Origin of the sequence: Microbulbifer variabilis (genome assembly GCF_023716485.1) — a bacterium.
In the GTDB taxonomy this organism is placed as follows: domain Bacteria; phylum Pseudomonadota; class Gammaproteobacteria; order Pseudomonadales; family Cellvibrionaceae; genus Microbulbifer; species Microbulbifer variabilis_B.
Genome location: NZ_CP092418.1, coordinates 489,188 through 506,901, shown reverse-complemented (window position 1 = coordinate 506,901; position 17,714 = coordinate 489,188). Strand labels below are relative to the sequence as shown.

Annotated in this window: 15 protein-coding genes; 6 read left to right on the top strand and 9 right to left on the bottom strand. The window is 49.2% G+C overall.

Annotation, left to right across the window (positions count from 1 at the left end; genetic code table 11):
• Positions 1-5: 5 nt before the first annotated feature.
• The 6 genes from MJO52_RS02200 to MJO52_RS02175 form a co-directional block, all read right to left on the bottom strand.
• A complete protein-coding gene (locus MJO52_RS02200) occupies positions 6-584 on the bottom strand; it encodes an anthranilate synthase component II (RefSeq protein WP_252084366.1) in 579 nt (192 codons plus the stop codon).
• Positions 584-1,444, bottom strand: coding sequence for an ion transporter (locus MJO52_RS02195; RefSeq protein ID WP_252084365.1), 861 nt, complete (start codon positions 1,442-1,444; stop codon positions 584-586). The genes MJO52_RS02200 and MJO52_RS02195 overlap by 1 nt, the downstream gene beginning before the upstream one ends.
• Positions 1,431-2,948 carry an anthranilate synthase component I gene (gene trpE / locus MJO52_RS02190; protein WP_252084364.1) on the bottom strand — a complete coding sequence of 506 codons (1,518 nt, stop codon included), beginning with the start codon at positions 2,946-2,948 and terminating at the stop codon, positions 1,431-1,433. The genes MJO52_RS02195 and trpE overlap by 14 nt, the downstream gene beginning before the upstream one ends.
• 230 nt (positions 2,949-3,178) lie before the next feature.
• Complete coding sequence (gene rpe / locus MJO52_RS02185) at positions 3,179-3,841, bottom strand: ribulose-phosphate 3-epimerase (RefSeq protein ID WP_252084363.1); 663 nt, start codon at positions 3,839-3,841, stop codon at positions 3,179-3,181.
• Between the two features lie 19 nt (positions 3,842-3,860).
• Positions 3,861-4,568 (bottom strand): nucleotidyltransferase family protein, encoded by a 708-nt coding sequence (locus MJO52_RS02180; protein WP_252084362.1) that lies wholly within the window; start codon positions 4,566-4,568, stop codon positions 3,861-3,863.
• Between the two features lie 37 nt (positions 4,569-4,605).
• Entirely contained in the window at positions 4,606-5,667 is a 1,062-nt protein-coding gene (locus tag MJO52_RS02175; protein ID WP_252084361.1) for an aminoglycoside phosphotransferase family protein, read from the bottom strand.
• A 241-nt stretch (positions 5,668-5,908) separates the two neighbouring features.
• On the opposite strand from MJO52_RS02175, the gene MJO52_RS02170 reads away from it, so the two are divergent.
• The 5 genes from MJO52_RS02170 to MJO52_RS02150 all read left to right on the top strand — a co-directional run bounded on the left by MJO52_RS02170 (position 5,909) and on the right by MJO52_RS02150 (position 12,602).
• Complete coding sequence (locus tag MJO52_RS02170) at positions 5,909-8,506, top strand: LPS-assembly protein LptD (RefSeq protein ID WP_252084360.1); 2,598 nt, start codon at positions 5,909-5,911, stop codon at positions 8,504-8,506.
• A gap of 20 nt (positions 8,507-8,526) precedes the next feature.
• Complete coding sequence (locus MJO52_RS02165; RefSeq protein ID WP_252084359.1) at positions 8,527-9,849, top strand: peptidylprolyl isomerase; 1,323 nt, start codon at positions 8,527-8,529, stop codon at positions 9,847-9,849.
• A 72-nt stretch (positions 9,850-9,921) separates the two neighbouring features.
• Positions 9,922-10,917: a 4-hydroxythreonine-4-phosphate dehydrogenase PdxA gene (pdxA, locus tag MJO52_RS02160; RefSeq protein WP_252084358.1), complete on the top strand. Its 996-nt coding sequence runs from the start codon at positions 9,922-9,924 to the stop codon at positions 10,915-10,917.
• 44 nt (positions 10,918-10,961) lie between these two features.
• On the top strand, positions 10,962-11,762 hold the full coding sequence (gene rsmA / locus MJO52_RS02155; RefSeq protein ID WP_252084357.1) for a 16S rRNA (adenine(1518)-N(6)/adenine(1519)-N(6))-dimethyltransferase RsmA: 801 nt from the start codon (positions 10,962-10,964) through the stop codon (positions 11,760-11,762).
• Positions 11,763-11,789: 27 nt separating this feature from the next.
• Positions 11,790-12,602, top strand: coding sequence for a symmetrical bis(5'-nucleosyl)-tetraphosphatase (locus MJO52_RS02150; protein WP_252084356.1), 813 nt, complete (start codon positions 11,790-11,792; stop codon positions 12,600-12,602).
• A gap of 91 nt (positions 12,603-12,693) precedes the next feature.
• Here the strand turns inward: MJO52_RS02150 and MJO52_RS02145 are convergent, their stop codons facing one another.
• From MJO52_RS02145 to galE, 3 genes are all read right to left on the bottom strand, one after another.
• Complete coding sequence (locus MJO52_RS02145) at positions 12,694-13,599, bottom strand: hypothetical protein (RefSeq protein WP_252084355.1); 906 nt, start codon at positions 13,597-13,599, stop codon at positions 12,694-12,696.
• Positions 13,600-13,623: 24 nt separating this feature from the next.
• Positions 13,624-14,103: an ATP-binding cassette domain-containing protein gene (locus MJO52_RS02140; protein ID WP_286036997.1), complete on the bottom strand. Its 480-nt coding sequence runs from the start codon at positions 14,101-14,103 to the stop codon at positions 13,624-13,626.
• A 249-nt stretch (positions 14,104-14,352) separates the two neighbouring features.
• A complete protein-coding gene (gene galE, locus MJO52_RS02135) occupies positions 14,353-15,378 on the bottom strand; it encodes a UDP-glucose 4-epimerase GalE (protein ID WP_252084353.1) in 1,026 nt (341 codons plus the stop codon).
• Positions 15,379-15,733: 355 nt separating this feature from the next.
• On the opposite strand from galE, the gene MJO52_RS02130 reads away from it, so the two are divergent.
• A complete protein-coding gene (locus tag MJO52_RS02130) occupies positions 15,734-17,656 on the top strand; it encodes a PrkA family serine protein kinase (protein WP_252084352.1) in 1,923 nt (640 codons plus the stop codon).
• Positions 17,657-17,714: the final 58 nt, after the last annotated feature.

The window sequence follows — 17,714 nt, the reverse complement described above, 5'->3', positions numbered from 1 at the left end:
TCGCATCAGGACTCGAGAAAATTCTTCAACATATCGTGGCCATGCATGGTGAGAATGGACTCTGGATGAAACTGCACGCCCTCTATCGGTAATTCCCGGTGGCGCAGCCCCATAATTTCATCAATCTCGCCGTTAGGCGTCTCCGTCCAGGCGGTAATTTCCAGGCATTCAGGCAAGCTGCCCTTTTCCACCACCAGGGAGTGATAACGGGTGGCCTCGAAAGGATTGGATAGGCCGTGAAACACTCCCAGGTTGTTGTGCACTATAGGCGATGTTTTACCGTGCATAACCTGGCCGGCACGTACGACGCGACCACCAAAAACCTGGCCGATACTCTGGTGACCAAGGCAAATACCCAAAATAGGGATACGCCCGGCGAAATGGCGAATCGTCTCCAGGGAAATGCCTGCCTCATTGGGTGTGCAGGGCCCTGGTGAAATCACAATTTTCGCCGGGGCCAACTGCTCTATGTCCTCAAGGGTTATTTCGTCATTGCGCTTGACCACAACCTCAGCGCCCAGCTCCTCAAGGTACTGCACCACATTCCAGGTAAAGGAATCGTAGTTATCGATCATCAAAATCATTACTTGGCCCCCATAGCTTGTGCAGTATCGGTAGTTGCTTCCATGCGCTTTTGCAGTCGTGCGAGCGCCGCTTGGGTTGAGCGCAATTCGCGCAGAATTTCAGTTTGACTGGGTGGCAGACACATTTCATCCATTCGACGCAACTTGGCTTCCTCCAGATTATTGAGCACCACGCCAATAAACAGGTTAATCATGACAAAGGCGCCCATAACCACGAAACTGACAAAGTAGAGCCAGGCCCAAGGCATTGCATCCATAGCGGTATACATAATGTCGGTCCAATCCTCGAAGGTCACTATACGGAACAGACTCAACAGAGCTATCGGCAGGTTGCGCCAATGGGTTGGGTCTATCTCATGAAAGAGAAAGTAGCCCGCCACGCCATAGATATAAAAGATAATTCCCATCAAGATTGCGATGTGCATCATGCTCGGCAAGCTGCGCAACAGTGTATCCACCAGAGTACGCAGTTCAGGGAAGGCAGAAACCAGTCGCAACACCCGCAGGATCCGTACCAGGCGCGCGAGTGTTGCCAGGGGCCCTGTGGCAGGAATCAAGCTTAAGGCGATGATGGTGAAATCGAAGCAGTTCCAGCCGCTGGCAAAATAACGCCAGGGGCGCGATCCGTGCGAAGTTATTTTTATCGCTGCCTCTAAAATAAAAGCAGTCAGTACCAATTGGTTAACAACCCCCAATGCAGTACCAAAACGCTCCATCACCCATATTGAAGTCTCTAGCCCCACCGCCAGTGCATTAACCAGGATCATGCCAATGATCACCTGATTAAACAGGGGAGCTTCGACTATCTGTTGACAACGGGCAGCAAGAGATACTTTTTGAGAAATACTAGCTTCGCTCATTTTGTTCGATCTTTACTTCTACTTCTTTACAACTACTCGCCAGAGCCATGCCCGCTGCACGGAACAACGCCCTAGCCTTATTCATGGTCTCATCCCACTCGGATTGGGGATCTGAATCGGCCACCAGGCCGGCACCGGCCTGGATAAATAACTGTCCGTCCTTAATGACTGCGGTGCGAATTGCGATGGCTGTATCCATATTGCCATTCCAGGCCAGGTAACCCACCGCACCACCATAGATACCACGCTTCTCTGGTTCCAATTCATCAATAATTTCCATAGCGCGGATCTTTGGCGCCCCGGATAAAGTGCCGGCCGGAAGCGCCGCGCGCAGGGCATCCATACCGGTGAGCCCCTCCCGCAACTGACCGGTGACATTGGAGGTGATATGCATCACATGGGAGTAGCGTTCCACCACCATCTGCTCAGTGACCTGCACGCTGCCAGTCGCCGCTACACGGCCCACATCATTGCGCCCCAGATCGATCAACATCAGGTGCTCAGCACACTCTTTGGGGTCCGCCAATAGCTCCTGCTCCAGGGCTTTATCCTCCTCCTCGGAAGTACCGCGACGGCGGGTGCCTGCCAGCGGACGCACAGTCATCTCACCCTCTTCCAGGCGTACCAGAATCTCTGGACTGGAGCCCACAACCTGGTGATCCCCTAGGTCGAGGAAATACATATAGGGCGAGGGGTTCAGGCTGCGCAGGGCGCGATAAAAATTCAGTGGCGGGGCATCGAAAGGAGCCGACAAGCGCTGAGATGGCACCACCTGCATAACATCACCGGCGAGGACATATTCCTTTACCCTATCTACGGCCTTCTTGAAATTTTTCTCACCAAAGTGGGAGTGAAAAGCACCCTCTTCGATTCCCTTGCCATCCAGGTCCAGAGGCACTGTATCCGGTAAAGGCCGAGCCAACCTTTCCACCAGTTGATCCAGACACTGCTGGGCCCTCTCATAGGCATCGGCCTGGGAAGGGTCCGCATGCACAATAAAGATAACCGCACCGGCGAGGTTGTCGAACACCACCAGCTCATCACTGACCATCAGCAGGATATCCGGATTACCCAGGCTATCCTGCGGCATACTGTGCGCTAAACGCGGTTCAATATAGCGCACACAGTCATAGCCAAAATACCCAACCAAGCCACCGTTAAAACGCGGCAAATTGGCAAGTTCCGGTACCCGGTAGCGCTGCTGAAACTGCTCGACAAATGTCAGCGGATCGCGCTCGGTATAGCTTTCTATCACCGCCCCGTCACACTCCACCGTAACCTCATTGCCACGCACCCGAAGCAGGGTTCTGGCGGGCAATCCAATAATGGAGTAGCGCCCCCATTTCTCCCCGCCCTGTACCGACTCCAGCAGGTAGCTGTAGCGACCTTCGGCAAGCTTCAGATAAGTGGACAGGGGGGTTTCAATATCCGCCAGCACACGGCGCACTAGCGGTATACGGTTATAGCCCGAAGACACAAGTTGGGCGTATTCACTAGGGGTCATAGAGACTCCGATCTATTGGGTATTTTTCTTGTTGGCGCCAAAGTATAGGCGGCGCCCACGGGAGAGGTGGCCGAACGGTATTGTTGACCAGTTGGCCTCAGCGGATCAGTGGCGCCATCGCCAACTGCTGGATGTGGGGATAGTGTGATTCACGGAAATTCCCTCTGTGCAGGCGCACAAGTTTACAAATCCCGTATGCGGCGGGCAAGGGGCTGCCCGCCAAGTTTTTCTCAGGACAGGCTTTCGCGCATAGCACCGATCACTTCAGCGTAGTCGGGGGCATTGAAGATTGCAGAGCCTGCAACAAAAGTATCCGCGCCGGCTGCGGCAATCTCCGCAATATTGTCACGGTTGACCCCGCCATCAATCTCAAGGCGAATATCGTAACCAGAAGCGTCGATAAGCTGGCGCGCCTCGCGCAGTTTTTCCAGAGTGCCCGGAATAAACTTTTGCCCACCAAAGCCAGGGTTGACTGACATCAACAAAATCATATCCAGCTTGTCCATCACATACTTGGCCGCATCCAGTCCTGTGGCTGGGTTAAAGACCAAACCGGCCTTACAACCAAGACTGCGGATCAACTGTAGGGAGCGGTCCGGGTGACGCGAAGCCTCGGGGTGGAAAGTAATATAACTTGCGCCCGCATCGGCAAACATGCGAATCATATCGTCTACCGGCTCCACCATCAGGTGCACATCAATGGGCGCTTCGACACCATGCTTGCGCAACGCCTGGCACACCATTGGGCCAATGGTTAGATTGGGCACATAGTGGTTGTCCATCACATCGAAGTGCACCCAGTCAGCACCAGCGGCTAACACATTGTCCACCTCTTCACCAAGGCGGGCAAAGTCGGCGGAAAGAATCGAGGGAGCAATCTTGTAATCTGACATCATTATTTCCTTTAGTAACTCAATTTTCCGCGCTCAGGCGGCAATGCAGGTTTTCCAGGCGCTCGGGGGTGCCCACATCACACCAGTCCCCAGGGTATAAGTCCGCCTGTAGTTTGTCCTCATTGAAAGTAAAGACCTCGCCAAGGCCGAAGCATTCACGCACGTTGGGATAGCGGGTTAACACCTCGGAGCGTAGCCAACTAATACCGGCAAAGGTATAGCGGGGCTTAGCAGTCCCAGACAACAGGCCATTATCAATTCCGAAGTCCCCCTCAGGGTTATGTGGAGGATTTGGCACCATAAGAAGTCGGCCAGGGCAGCCCTCAGGCAGGGGACGATTCACCCACTGCGAAAGGTCAAAGTCACACCAGACATCCCCATTAACCACAAAGAATGGGCCCTCTCCCAGCAGCGGCATCGCGTTGAGAATCCCCCCTGCGGTCTCAAGGGGTCGGTCTTCTTGCTCCACAGAATACTGGATATCGAGTCCCCAGCGATCACCACTCCCCAGGTAATCACGAATCATATGGCCCAAATGGCCCAGGTTGATCACTACCCGTTGAACTCCCACAGCCTGTAGTCGCTCAAGCACATGCTCAATGAGCGGCTTGCCCGCCACAGACAACAAAGGCTTGGGGGTTTGGTCAGTAAGGGGGCGCATTCTACGCCCAAAGCCCGCAGCCAAGACCATAGCGGTTGTTGGGGCTATCTCAGTGAGCTGAGTCATTCAATTCATCTATCAGTTTTTATACAGCTTATTAGTGCTATTCACCGGCATAGCGATAATCACTGTACCAAGGCTGCTGCTCTATAAGCGGAAGTAGCTGTTGCTCAAACCACTGCGCAAACGGCTGAAGCTCCTCATAGCGCCCAGCAGTTTCCAGTACATAGCGTATCACCAGCGGCAAATCCCCCAGGTAGTTCTGCTTGCCATCGCGCAATGATAGACGTGGAAAAAGGCCCAGCACTTTAATATGACGCTGGAGCCCCATCCAGTCGAACCAAGTTAAGAACTCTTTAGGCTCGACAGGTTCCAGTACCCCAGCAGCTTCTGCAGTAGCGGCATAGGCTAAAGCCCAGCGCTCGACCCGCTGGCGTGGCCAGCGGATATAGCAGTCTCGCAACAGAGAGACCAAATCGTAGGTAATCGGTCCCCACACGGCATCCTGGAAGTCCACGATTCCAGGGCGCTCACCTCCACGGATCATTAAATTACGGCTATGGTAGTCTCTGTGCACTAGAGCTTGCGGTTGGCCTGCAGCACTCTCCAGCAACCGTTGAAAGGTCTCTTGCAGCAGGCGGTTTTCTACTTCACTCAGAGAGTAGCCGAGTAACTTGCCTACCAGCCACTCGGGCATAATACGCATCTCTGTCAGCAATAGTTCCCGGTTGTAATCTGGAAACAGATCCTCTGTACGGGGTATCTGCTGGAGACTCAGCAGCTCACTCATTACCTCCGCATAGAGCCCCTCAACACTGTCATTACTCAGCACATCGAATAATTGGGTATCACCCAAGTCTTCCAATAGCAGGTACCCATTGGCTGTATCAGCTGCTATTACCATGGGGGTGTGCACACCATTGCGCCGCAGATAATCGGCAACTGCCACAAATTGGGCTGGGTTAGTACACTCAGGTGGAGAATCAACAGCGATTAACCTGGGCTCAGTAGAAGTGCGGAAATAGCGCCGAAAGCCCGCATCCCCAGCAAGGTTGGCCAAGTCTGCTGGAAATTCAATATCCAGAGCCTTACCCACCCAAAGAGCCAAAGCCTCTTGTCGCAGGTCATCACTCACAGTACACCCTTCATTTATTGTTCGGCCCATCAATGATTCTTTCTATCGCGGCAGTTTCCCATTAAGCAGCTCGTATTGAAACCCTGCCCCAGGGAGCTTGAAGCGACTATAACATTCTCGCCTCTTACATCCGTACCATCTGTGCGGCTATTAACCACTTCTACATTCAAGTAGAATCGGGCGATAATTTTTTGCGCGCCCCGGCTGGATAGCTGTCGCACGCATCTGCCGATACAAGAAACACCAAAGAATAGCCGGAACCTATCGATTGATGCTTGAAGTCTCCCGGTGGCGTCGCCTCGCTCTAGCAATAGCTCAGAATCCACGAGCCCACTCTCTAGCCCTCGGTTTGTTGGCCGCGCACCCTATATGGACTCATGCGGACCAAACCGCCGTAGATCCCGAATACAACCCCTATCTGTACTTAGACTGGTTACCACGTTCTGAATTGACCCCTGAGGAAAGCGCCAGAGTACCGGCGATTTGCTCCGGAGCCTTTATCGAACCGCCTAGGGATTACCCCGATGCCAACTTGCCCCCTGAAGACGCGCCACTACGTGCCACAGCCGAGCAGTCTCGCATCCTCGATGACGGATCTGCCGAATTAATTGGCAACGTCCATATCACCCAAGGCTATCGCCAATTATTTGCCGATGAAGTGACCCTCAACCGCCAGACCAACACCGCTTTCCTAAGTGGCGCTATCGAACTGCGCGAACCCAATTTACTCGTTCGAGGGGACTCGGCAGAGGTTCACACCGATACCGAAGCGGCCTCCATTGAGGACGCAACATATGTTGTCCACGACGAATTTATTCATGGTGACGCCGCCCAAGTCGCACGTCAGACCAGTGGTGAATTGACCCTTACCGATGGCACCTATACCCGCTGTGAGCCGGGCCGGGCTTTCTGGCGCTTGAGTGGCGGAGAAATCAATATCGATCAAGTGGAGAGCCAGGGAACCGCAAGGGATGTACGCCTGGAGATACTGGATGTTCCCGTACTCTACTTCCCTTATTTTCGCTTCCCGGTGGGCGATGCGCGCATGTCGGGCTTCCTTTTTCCTTCTCTAAGCAACAGCGATAAGAATGGCTGGGACCTATCTGTTCCGTATTACTGGAACATCGCCCCAGAGATGGATGCGACCATCACTCCACGCTACATCCAGTATCGCGGCACTGGTCTGGAAGTAGAATTCCGCCACCTAAGCCCTGTGTTCAACACCGAAATACGCCTAGCCGACCTCCCCAATGATAAGGGCGGCAATAGTGATCTCGCCCAGGAATTGATTGACCGGGGCTTCCCTGAGGATCTGGTTCTACCTTACAAAGGGGACGATCGCTGGTTAGTGAACCTGGAACAACAGGGTGGTTATAGCGGCAGTATCTGGCGTACCGACATCGACTACACCAAGGTGAGCGATCCCGACTATTTTCGCGATTTAAGTACCGCCAACCTTGATATCAACGCGGAAACCCAGGTTAGCCAAAAAGCCCAGGGTAGACTCACTTTTGAAAACTGGGCAATCAGCCTTCGTGCCCAGGATTACCAAGTGCTGGAAAATGATCGTTTCGATACTTTCGCCCAGCTGCCTCGGCTAGATGTGGATGGCAATTACCGCTGGGGTGACTGGCAACTAGCCTTGCAAAATGAAGCCACTGTATGGCGGCACCAGGACACTCAGACGATCAGGTTTATTAGAGATATTGATGACCCCGACAGTGTCACTGAGCTAACAAGAGACTTTATCACCGCAGACCGCCTGCGTCTGGACTATGAGCTTTTTTGGGATAAAGAATGGCTGTGGGGCTACTTTAAGCCGGGTTTGGCAGGTCGCTATCTGGGTTATCAGGTCAGCGACACCTTCTTGCCAGAAGGTGCCAACGACACGCCAAGCGCTTCCGCCGCCCAGCTTACCCTGGACACCGGCCTCTACTTCGAACGTGATGGCTTTGCCTTTAATCGCGAATATATCCAGACTCTGGAGCCACGCCTATACGGACTACTCAGTAGTAGCGCCAACCAGGAAGGTTTCTTCGATATTACTGGGGATGACATAAACGATATAGGCCCCATCGACCCCCAAAGTAATAACTTACTCTATGACACCTCGCTATTCACCTTCAGCTACGATCAGCTATTTCGCCATAGCCGTTTTACCGGCAATGATCGTATTGACGATGCAAGTAGGGTTGCTCTAGGGCTAACCACCCGCTTTATTGAGCCTATTAGTGGCCGTGACTTGCTGTCTGCAAGTGTCGGCCAGGTTTTCTACTCCAGCGATACCCAGATTGGTCTGCGCGAGCTTATCGAAGAAACCCCTCGCTCTGAGCTTGCCGCCAGACTGGAAAGCCGCCCAATTCAATCCCTACGAATTGGCAGTGAGCTGGTCTACGATGACACAGAGCACAATGTCAACCGCGGCAACTTCAGCTTGCGCTACTTTGATGATGAAGCGCGTATTTTTAACCTCAGTTACTACTATAAGCGTGACAATGTCACATTTATCAATAAGGACGGTGTGGAGCAGGTCGGCCCTACACGCCAGCTGAACAGCTCCACTGTACTGCCTATCAACACGCACACTTCTATAATGGCTGGCGCAGCTTACGATTTGTCATTGAACCGGGAACTGGAATACCTGGCAGGTATCGAATATGACGACTGCTGCTATCGTGCGCGCCTTTTATGGCGCCGAACCCTGGACAATGACCTAGCCGGTGTTGTTAGAGCTGAAGACCTCCAATACGATGAAGGTATATACCTCGAAATACAACTGAAGGGTCTAGCAGGATTTGGCGCAACGGTCACTCAAATGCTAAGCCAAGGAATTGCCAATTTTGATCAGAGAGAAAAGCTGAAACCGTGATGAAAATAATGCAGAAATTGATGCCGAAATTAGGCTTGTCATCCGTTCTGGCTGCTTGCGTCCTGATCGCCGGCACGGTCACAGCGCAAGTACAAACCCTGGACCGGGTAGTCGCCGTTGTAGATGAAGATGTGGTTATGGCCAGTGAACTTGCCCAGCGCATGAATACCATCGCCAGCCAAATTCAAGCCCAACAGGTCCAAGCACCGCCTGTGGATGTTTTGCGTCGTCAGGTACTGGAACAACTGATTATCGAACGATTACAGCTACAGATGGCCTCCCGGGCGGGCGTTACAATATCTGAATCCGAGCTCGATCAAGCCATCGCTCGCGTTCAACAAAATGCGAGTGTCAGTCCGGAAGAATTTCGTCAGCGCCTGCGTTCCGATGGTATGACCATGAAAAGCTTTCGCCAGCAGATCCGTCAGGAACTGATGATCCGCCGGGTAGAACAAGGCAGCGTCAACCGCCGAATCCAGATCACCGACCAAGACATCGACAATTTCCTTCGCTCTAAAGAGGGCGAGTTCTGGAAGTCCCCTCAGTATGAGCTGGGACATATCTTGATCCCCATCAGCTCCAGTGCTCCAGCCAGCGAAGTTACCCAGGCTCGCGAGAAAGCCGAGGAGCTGGTTCAGCAGGTGCGCGGCGGCACTGACTTTCGTCGCCTGGCGATCGCCAACTCTGCTGGGCAGAATGCCCTCGCCGGTGGCGACCTGGGTTGGCGCAAAACAGTGGAACTCCCCACCCTATTTGCTGATGCGCTAAGCGGCCTCAAGGTAGGTGATATCACCGAACCATTCCGCAGTGATGCCGGCTTCCACCTGCTCAAGATTCATGCACAAAAAGGTGCCAGCGAGCAATTAGTGGAGCAGACTAAAGTTCGCCATATCCTGCTCAAACCCTCAGCCATCCTCACGGATGATGAAGCCTACAACAAGCTGGTAGCCATGCGAGAAGAGGCGATGGCTAGCGATAACTTTACCGAGCTCGCTCGCGAGAATTCCGAAGATATTGGCTCCATGCTGTCCGGCGGTGATCTCGGCTGGTCTATGCCAGGACAATTTGTGCCTGAATTTACCCAGGCCATGAACACCACCGGCATCGGCGAAATCAGCCTGCCATTTCGCAGCCAATTCGGCTGGCATATCCTGATGGTCGAGGGGCGACGCAAACAAGATATGACCGATCAATATATTCGCAACCAGGCTGCCAACCTCTTACGCAACCGCCGCTATGAAGAAGAACTGCAAAATTGGCGCAGGGAAATCCGCGACCAGGCTTATGTAGAAATTAAATTAAAAGATGAAAAGCAAGAAGGCCCTGAACAGGAAGCGCAATAAAAGCGCTTTTTAAGACCTCGAAGACCGGGCCAAAGCGCCCGGTTTTTTATTCGTATAAAGTGTGGCTCCTCTATGATACCCAGAATCGCGCTGACCCCCGGAGAACCCGCCGGTATTGGCCCAGAGATATGTGTAAAATTGTCTCAGCATGGCAGCCCTGCACAACTGATTACCATTGCGGACCCAAGCCTGCTGGAGCGGGCTGCTAAAAAGCTAGGACTCCCCCTTCAGCTTATATCTTTCTCTGAAGATACCCCGCTATCGGAAACAGCACCAGGTAGCCTCTATATTTTAGAAAGTCCTTTAAAGCAGCCATCCCTACCTGGAAAGCTAAACACCGCCAACGCCTTCTATGTATTGAGGACATTGGAGATAGCCGCAGATGGATGTCAAAATGGTCAATTTGATGCGTTAGTGACGGGCCCTGTACATAAGGGGGTAATCAATGAAGCTGGATTTCCCTTCAGTGGCCATACCGAGTTTTTTGCGGAGCGAGCAGGCGTAGCACAAGTAGTCATGATGCTGGCTGCGCAGGAGCTTCGAGTAGCCCTTGTCACTACACATCTTCCACTTAAAGATGTGAGCACAGCAATAACTGGCAAACGTCTGGAGCTCATCACCGAGATTCTACACGGCGGTCTGCGCGATCAGTTCCGTATCCATTCACCTCACATTGGGGTTTGTGGATTGAACCCTCATGCTGGAGAGGGGGGCCACTTGGGCCGGGAAGAAATCGAAGTGATTCAGCCAGCACTGGAAAGGCTGCGTCAACGTGGCCTTCATCTGACCGGGCCACTACCGGCAGACACACTGTTTACCCCACCCCAGTTAGAGCATTTCGATGCAGTACTTGCCATGTATCACGATCAGGGCCTGCCAGTGTTAAAATTTCATGGCTTCGGCAAGGCGGTTAATATCACCCTGGGTTTACCTTATATTCGCACCTCGGTCGATCATGGCACCGCCCTGGACTTAGCGGGCACTGGCAAAGCCAGTTGTGGCAGTCTCGAAGCTGCCCTCACTCAGGCAATAGAACTGGCACAACTACGGAAACAGCAGGTGATATAACATCCTGTTTGCCTAATACCACTATTTGAATTGCAGATTAATTAATGGACAATTTTTTCCAACATAAGGCACGCAAGCGTTTTGGCCAGAACTTTTTGGTCGATGGGAATATCATCGAGCGTATAGTTCGTTCAATAGCCCCTAAAGAAACCGATAAATTGGTCGAAATAGGCCCTGGACAAGGGGCTATTACCGAATTGCTAATACAACGTTGTCCCTCACTCACAGCCGTGGAACTGGACCGGGACCTGATTCCTCTGTTGGAATTTAAATTCAGGGACTACCCTGATTTCAAGATTATTGAGCGAGACGCATTGAAATTCGATTTTGGAGAATTTGCCGGTGAGAGCCCTCTGCGTATTGTTGGCAATCTCCCCTACAATATTTCCACGCCTCTTTTATTTCATTTGCTCAGTTTCAAAAGCAAAGTGCAGGACATGCACTTTATGCTGCAAAAGGAGGTAGTCGATCGCCTCGGAGCCAGCCCTGGTACCAAGTCCTATGGCCGTCTCACAGTAATGGTACAGTATTACTGCCGTGTTCAAGGGCTATTTCCAGTACCACCTCAGTCCTTCAGGCCAGCCCCTAAAGTGGAGTCTGCTATTGTCCGTCTAATACCCCATAGTAAGATCCCCTATATTGCTGAAGATGAAAAACTATTGGAAAGAATCGTCAATGTCGCTTTTCAGCAACGCCGTAAAACACTGCGCAATGCACTAAAGCCCCTGTTCCCAGACCTCGATCCAGATCAACTGCCAGTGGATGCCAGCCGTCGCCCAGAAACTCTGAGTGTGCAAGAGTTTGTACAGCTATCAAATTACTGCACAAAACTTGGACAACACTGAGCAAGCTAAGCTTCGGGAGATAAGAGTTTGGCTACCTATGCTATTGGCGACATTCAGGGTTGTTTCGAATCTTTAAAGCGCCTATTAAAGAAAATCCATTTTAGTTTTGACAGTGACAAACTATGGATCGCCGGAGATTTAGTGCACCGTGGCGAAGACAGTCTGGGGACTTTACGCTTTCTCTATGAACACCGTTATCAAGTTACCGCTGTTCTCGGCAATCACGATCTGCATCTCTTGGCCTTGGCACATGGGGCCAAGCATCTTGCAGAGAAAGAGCAAGATCTCGCAAAGATTCTAAGGGCAAAAGATTCAGATCGTCTGTTAAGCTGGCTACAGACCCTTCCCTTAATGGTACATAAAAAGGGATACACTATGGTCCACGCCGGTATCCCCCCTATCTGGAATATTACCAAAGCCCAAAAGCTATCTCGTGAGGTAGAGCATGCTCTCTCGAATGAAGCCATGGCAAAGGCCTTTTTTTACGGCATGTATGGTAATGAACCCCACTGCTGGGATGATCACCTAATCGGAATTGAGCGGCTTCGTTCAATTACCAATTATTTCACGCGTATGCGCCTCTGCAAGGAGGATGGCACCCTCGACCTTGTTACCAAACGTGGGCCTCAGGCATCCCATGGTGATTACAAGCCCTGGTTTAGTTTTTCTAATAGAAAGACTAAAAATGACAAAATAATTTTTGGCCACTGGGCCGCCCTTGAAGGAAGAGCCGATACCGAAAATATCTATGCTTTGGATACCGGCTGTGTATGGGGGGGATATCTAACAGCTATGCGCCTGGGAGACGAAGAGTTTTTTTGTACAGACTGCAGCCTCTGAGCCTCCACAAAACTATAAAAAATCTCAGGGGTCAATGGAGGCTACTAGAAATTTAGTTTTGTCCTTAGAGCTGTATACCTGACTTGAGGGTTTATACGCTCAACAATATCACCCCGGAGACAGCTAATAAAGGAGCTGAAATAACTCGCCCCCACTTATAAAGTGAAAGTAAAGAGAACCCCGTTATAGCAAGCATGTAAATCAAAAAATGGGCCGCTGACTCCAGCCCATTTATAAAGAGAACTACCATAATCCCAGGCATGGATATTAGGATACCTTTGAAGTACTCCTGAATAACAATTTCACCCTTTCCACAAGATTTCATCATCATCCAAAAATTGACTTCAGCCTCATCCTCCAAAATGGAATTTATTGCGTAGGTAAAAATTATTGAAGAGCCAACTACCAATAAAATACGCAAGGCAATCAAAACCTCATTAGCCGCAAACACATAACAACAAATAGTAATTGCAAACGCGATTAGCAATCTGATGACTATACGCGATTTTTTTAATAAAACTGTCCTTGATTGTGAAAACAAAATTTGTCTATATTTGAGCCTCATTAAAGACAAAAAAGAAAGCAATTGGATGGTACAGAATAAGAAAAACCAAGTCAGGTACCCTAAGATACTAAACGGCTCTCCCAAGTACACCAACACTAAGAGCGGAAGCAACCATAACGCCCAAAAAAGTGGATTGTATTTAAGCTGAACTATACATAGAGATTTAATCAAGTCTAGAGGGTGGAAGCAGCTCAGATACCACTTTAACTCCGCAGGTTCAGGAGACAACAGAATTCCACAAACCGCAAAAGCAATATGCGCCACTAGAAGAATAGAGAGAGAAGTCCTTATATCTCCACCCTCTCCTGTCAAGAGCAAGCTTACAGGAAGATGAATCATCATCAATACAGGGGTTATTATTGAGGCCAGCCCAATTAAAATCCATTGATTTGCCTCAACCCAAATTCTCAGCCTAAAGGCAACCCCCTGCAAACAACAAGTTATTCAAAGACAGGCTCACAACATTACCTCCGTTTCTTTTTCTGAAAAAGAAACGGAATTATGACTCGCGTAAATAAGCATTCCAGAATAATCTGATAAATGCTCGACCAAAGCTCTGCTAGAGTTATCATCCAAAGCATTGAAGGGCTCATCCAATAAAAGAACTCCATTTTCTTTAAATAAGGCACAAACTATAGCTACTTTTCTTCGCTGCCCTTCCGATAAGTCGGAAACTTTTGCACAAGAATGAATATCGCACAAAAACTCTTCTTTAAATTCATTTAAACGGTCAGATTTTTGTATATGGCAAACAGATAGGACTTCCTCAACAGATAAATAACTTGGAAGGGTGACCGCATCAGAAAACACTCCACACCATTCTCTTCGGCTTGACCTTTTTATTTCCCCAAGTAAATTAATAGTACCTGAGGAGATAGAAATTAGACCTGATATCCCGAGCAAAAGACTTGTCTTCCCCGAGCCATTCTTTCCCAATATTTTATTATTCTGGCAGAGGCAGAGAAGGACAGATTTTCAATAACACTGTTTATTCCTCTATGAACATATAGAGCATCAACAACCAATTGATTCAAAACTTCTTCACTCCATAAAGAATAAGCTATCCTAAATAACAAAGAGTAGTGACTCCTTGTGGAGTTAATAGTTCCAGAGTTCTTAGAGAATTGGCAGTAAGTAGTGGAATCCCTCCCACTACACAACATTACAATCAGAGAAGATAGTTACTTAAGCTTCGTAACCATTTGGGTTTTGAGACTGCCAACGCCAAGTATCCTCTACCATCCGTTCCAGGCTATGCTCAGCCTTCCAGCCAAGCTCACTCTCCGCCAGAGTTGGATCTGCATAACATTCAGCAATATCTCCCACTCGACGGGGTACTATTTTATAGGGTATAGACTTCCCGCTAGCCGCCTCAAAAGCCCTTACTACCTCTAATACTGAATTTCCCTTGCCTGTACCAAGATTATGGGTATAGCAACCTACGGGGGTTGAGGATTTACACAACATATTTAAAGCTGCAAGATGACCTCGAGCCAAGTCCACCACGTGGATATAATCTCTGACACCAGTACCATCTACCGTAGCGTAGTCATCCCCAAAAACCTGTAGGAATGGCCGCCGACCAACAGCAACCTGGGCAACATAAGGCAGTAAATTATTAGGTATACCGCGAGGATCTTCACCAATTAAACCACTCTTATGTGCACCAATTGGATTAAAGTACCTCAAAAGACTTACCTTCCAACCGTTACCTGGCGCTGAGCAAATATCCCTCATTATATTCTCTACCATCAGCTTACTAGCACCATATGGGTTTGTAGCACCAGTGGGAAAGCTTTCATGTATAGGTACCGTTTCTGGATCTCCATAGACCGTGGCTGAGGAACTGAAAATAATTTGTTTAGTGTCAAACTCCTCCATCACCTCCATAAGTGCCAAGGTACCAGCCACATTATTTTGGTAATAGCGCAAAGGTTGAGCTACAGATTCACCCACTGCTTTAAGGCCTGCAAAATGAATTACTGCCTTTATCTTGTGATCAGTAAATACTTGGCGAAGCCTAGGCTTATCAGCAATATCCAGATCAAAAAAAGGTATATCCTCACCTGTGATCAGATTTACCCTGTTTAAGGCCTCACGACTGCTATTGGAGAGGTTATCCACCACTACTGGCTGTAATCCAGCCAAAAGCATCTCAACACAGGTGTGACTACCAATATAACCAGCACCGCCAGTCACTAAAATCGCCATTTCAGTTCCTTATTAACCCACTTACTTCTTCTGAGTCGTAAGTAAAGACCAAAACTGCCATTAAATTCAACCTCTCTGAATGACAATCCAGTGCCGTAGTGAACCAAAAAGCTATGCTGGAAAAGCCGGAACCGTTTCATCGAATCCGGGGAAGGACAAGGTTAGCAACGGCGATAATGAATAGCGCTTTATGCCGGGCAACACTCAAACAAGGTAATGACTGGATAACCGCCAATCAAACACTTTGCGGGAGCCACAGTAAATACAGTCTTCGAAACAACTAGTCAGTGCTCTGATTCAAAATGATAAGCAGGACGCTGGACTCTGCCCACCAGGCTACAGGGAGGTAAATTCCATGACAATTTTTAATCACTACCTGGAACGATACGAGTCAATCCAGGATGAAGAGCTCAGTATTCAAGAATACCTGGAACTCTGTAAGACAGACCGCAGCGCCTATGCGTCACCCGCTGAGAGAATGCTGATGGCCATTGGAGAGGCAGAGCTGATAGATACCTCTCGAGATCCTCGCTTGTCACGTATTTTCTGTAATAAAGTCATCAAACGCTATAAGGCTTTCGGCGAGTTCTATGGTATGGAAGAGGCAATTGAGCAAATCGTCTCCTTCTTCCGACATGCCGCTCAAGGGCTGGAAGAGAAAAAACAAATACTCTATTTATTAGGGCCTGTTGGGGGCGGTAAATCCTCACTGGCAGAACGTCTTAAAGCACTTATGGAGCAGGTGCCGATCTACGCAATCAAAGGGTCTCCGGTTTTTGAATCTCCTTTGAGTTTGTTCTCCCCCAATGAGGATGGGCGTATCCTTGAAGAAGACTACGGTATTGCTAGACGCTATGTAAATACTATCATGTCCCCTTGGGCTGTTAAGCGCCTTCATGAATTCAAAGGTGATATCAGTAAGTTTCGGGTAGTTAAGATCCGCCCATCGATTCTTGATCAAGTTGCCATCTCCAAAACTGAACCTGGCGACGAAAACAATCAGGACATCTCCTCCCTGGTTGGCAAAATTGATATCAGAAAACTAGAGGATTTTCCTCAGAATGATCCAGATGCCTACAGCTTTTCAGGCAGTCTCTGTCGTGCCAACCAAGGGCTGATGGAATTTGTTGAGATGTTTAAGGCCCCGATCAAGGTGCTTCACCCCCTACTTACCGCAACCCAAGAGGGCAACTACAATAGCACCGAAGGACTCGGGTCTATACCATTTAATGGGACCATTCTGGCACATTCTAATGAGTCTGAATGGCAGTCTTTCCGAAATAATCGCAACAACGAGGCCTTCCTTGACAGAATTTATATTGTCAAAGTCCCCTACTGTGTTCGAGTTCAGGAAGAAATCAGAATCTATCAGAAGTTACTGGAAAATAGCTCCCTTTCAAAAGCTCCATGTGCGCCTGACACCTTACGTATGTTGGCTCAATTTTCGGTGCTCTCACGGATTAAAAACCCGGAAAATTCAAGCCTCTACTCGAAAATGCGCATTTATGATGGAGAAAATCTGAAAGATACAGACCCCAAAGCCAAAACTATACAAGAGTATCGAGATAATGCCGGCGTCGATGAAGGAATGAATGGGCTGTCCACTCGTTTTGCCTTCAAAATACTCTCCAAAGTTTTTAATTTTGATGCTACAGAAGTAGCAGCCAATCCTGTGCATTTACTCTATGTCCTGGAACAACAAATAGAACAAGAACAATTCCCTCCAGAAATACAAGAGAACTATCTTGGATTCATCAAGGAATATCTCGCTCCAAGATATGTAGAATTTATTGGCAAGGAAATCCAAACCGCATATCTCGAGTCGTATGCCGAGTATGGACAAAATTTATTTGATAGATACGTCACTTATGCGGACTTCTGGATTCAGGATCAGGAATATCGAGATCCAGAGACTGGGGAAATCCTAGACCGTGGCGCACTAAATGAAGAATTAGAGAAAACAGAAAAACCTGCAGGTATCTCTAATCCAAAAGACTTCCGCAATGAAATTGTAAACTTTGTTTTACGTGCTCGCGCCAACAATCAGGGGAAAAATCCAGATTGGCGATCCTATGAGAAATTGCGCGCCGTTATTGAGAAAAAGATGTTCTCGAACACCGAGGACCTCCTGCCAGTTATTTCCTTTAATACCAAAGCTTCTGCGGATGACAAGCGCAAGCATGCAGACTTTGTTGCCCGCATGGTAGAACGCGGCTATACAGAAAAACAGGTTCGCCTGTTATCAGAGTGGTATCTCCGAGTACGTAAATCTCAGTAGATGAATTAATTGCAATGACGGATAGACACTTTCAAGTATCTATTCCTATTTTTCTAGA

What these genes read in the sequence shown, in the direction of transcription:
- MJO52_RS02200 (WP_252084366.1), bottom strand. Translation starts at nt 584, where the DNA reads ATGATTTTGATGATCGATAACTACGATTCCTTTACCTGGAATGTGGTG.
- MJO52_RS02195 (WP_252084365.1), bottom strand. Translation starts at nt 1,444, where the DNA reads ATGAGCGAAGCTAGTATTTCTCAAAAAGTATCTCTTGCTGCCCGTTGT.
- trpE (WP_252084364.1), bottom strand. Translation starts at nt 2,948, where the DNA reads ATGACCCCTAGTGAATACGCCCAACTTGTGTCTTCGGGCTATAACCGT.
- rpe (WP_252084363.1), bottom strand. Translation starts at nt 3,841, where the DNA reads ATGTCAGATTACAAGATTGCTCCCTCGATTCTTTCCGCCGACTTTGCC.
- MJO52_RS02180 (WP_252084362.1), bottom strand. Translation starts at nt 4,568, where the DNA reads ATGACTCAGCTCACTGAGATAGCCCCAACAACCGCTATGGTCTTGGCT.
- MJO52_RS02175 (WP_252084361.1), bottom strand. Translation starts at nt 5,667, where the DNA reads ATGGGCCGAACAATAAATGAAGGGTGTACTGTGAGTGATGACCTGCGA.
- MJO52_RS02170 (WP_252084360.1), top strand. Translation starts at nt 5,909, where the DNA reads ATGCTTGAAGTCTCCCGGTGGCGTCGCCTCGCTCTAGCAATAGCTCAG.
- MJO52_RS02165 (WP_252084359.1), top strand. Translation starts at nt 8,527, where the DNA reads ATGCCGAAATTAGGCTTGTCATCCGTTCTGGCTGCTTGCGTCCTGATC.
- pdxA (WP_252084358.1), top strand. Translation starts at nt 9,922, where the DNA reads ATGATACCCAGAATCGCGCTGACCCCCGGAGAACCCGCCGGTATTGGC.
- rsmA (WP_252084357.1), top strand. Translation starts at nt 10,962, where the DNA reads ATGGACAATTTTTTCCAACATAAGGCACGCAAGCGTTTTGGCCAGAAC.
- galE (WP_252084353.1), bottom strand. Translation starts at nt 15,378, where the DNA reads ATGGCGATTTTAGTGACTGGCGGTGCTGGTTATATTGGTAGTCACACC.
- MJO52_RS02130 (WP_252084352.1), top strand. Translation starts at nt 15,734, where the DNA reads ATGACAATTTTTAATCACTACCTGGAACGATACGAGTCAATCCAGGAT.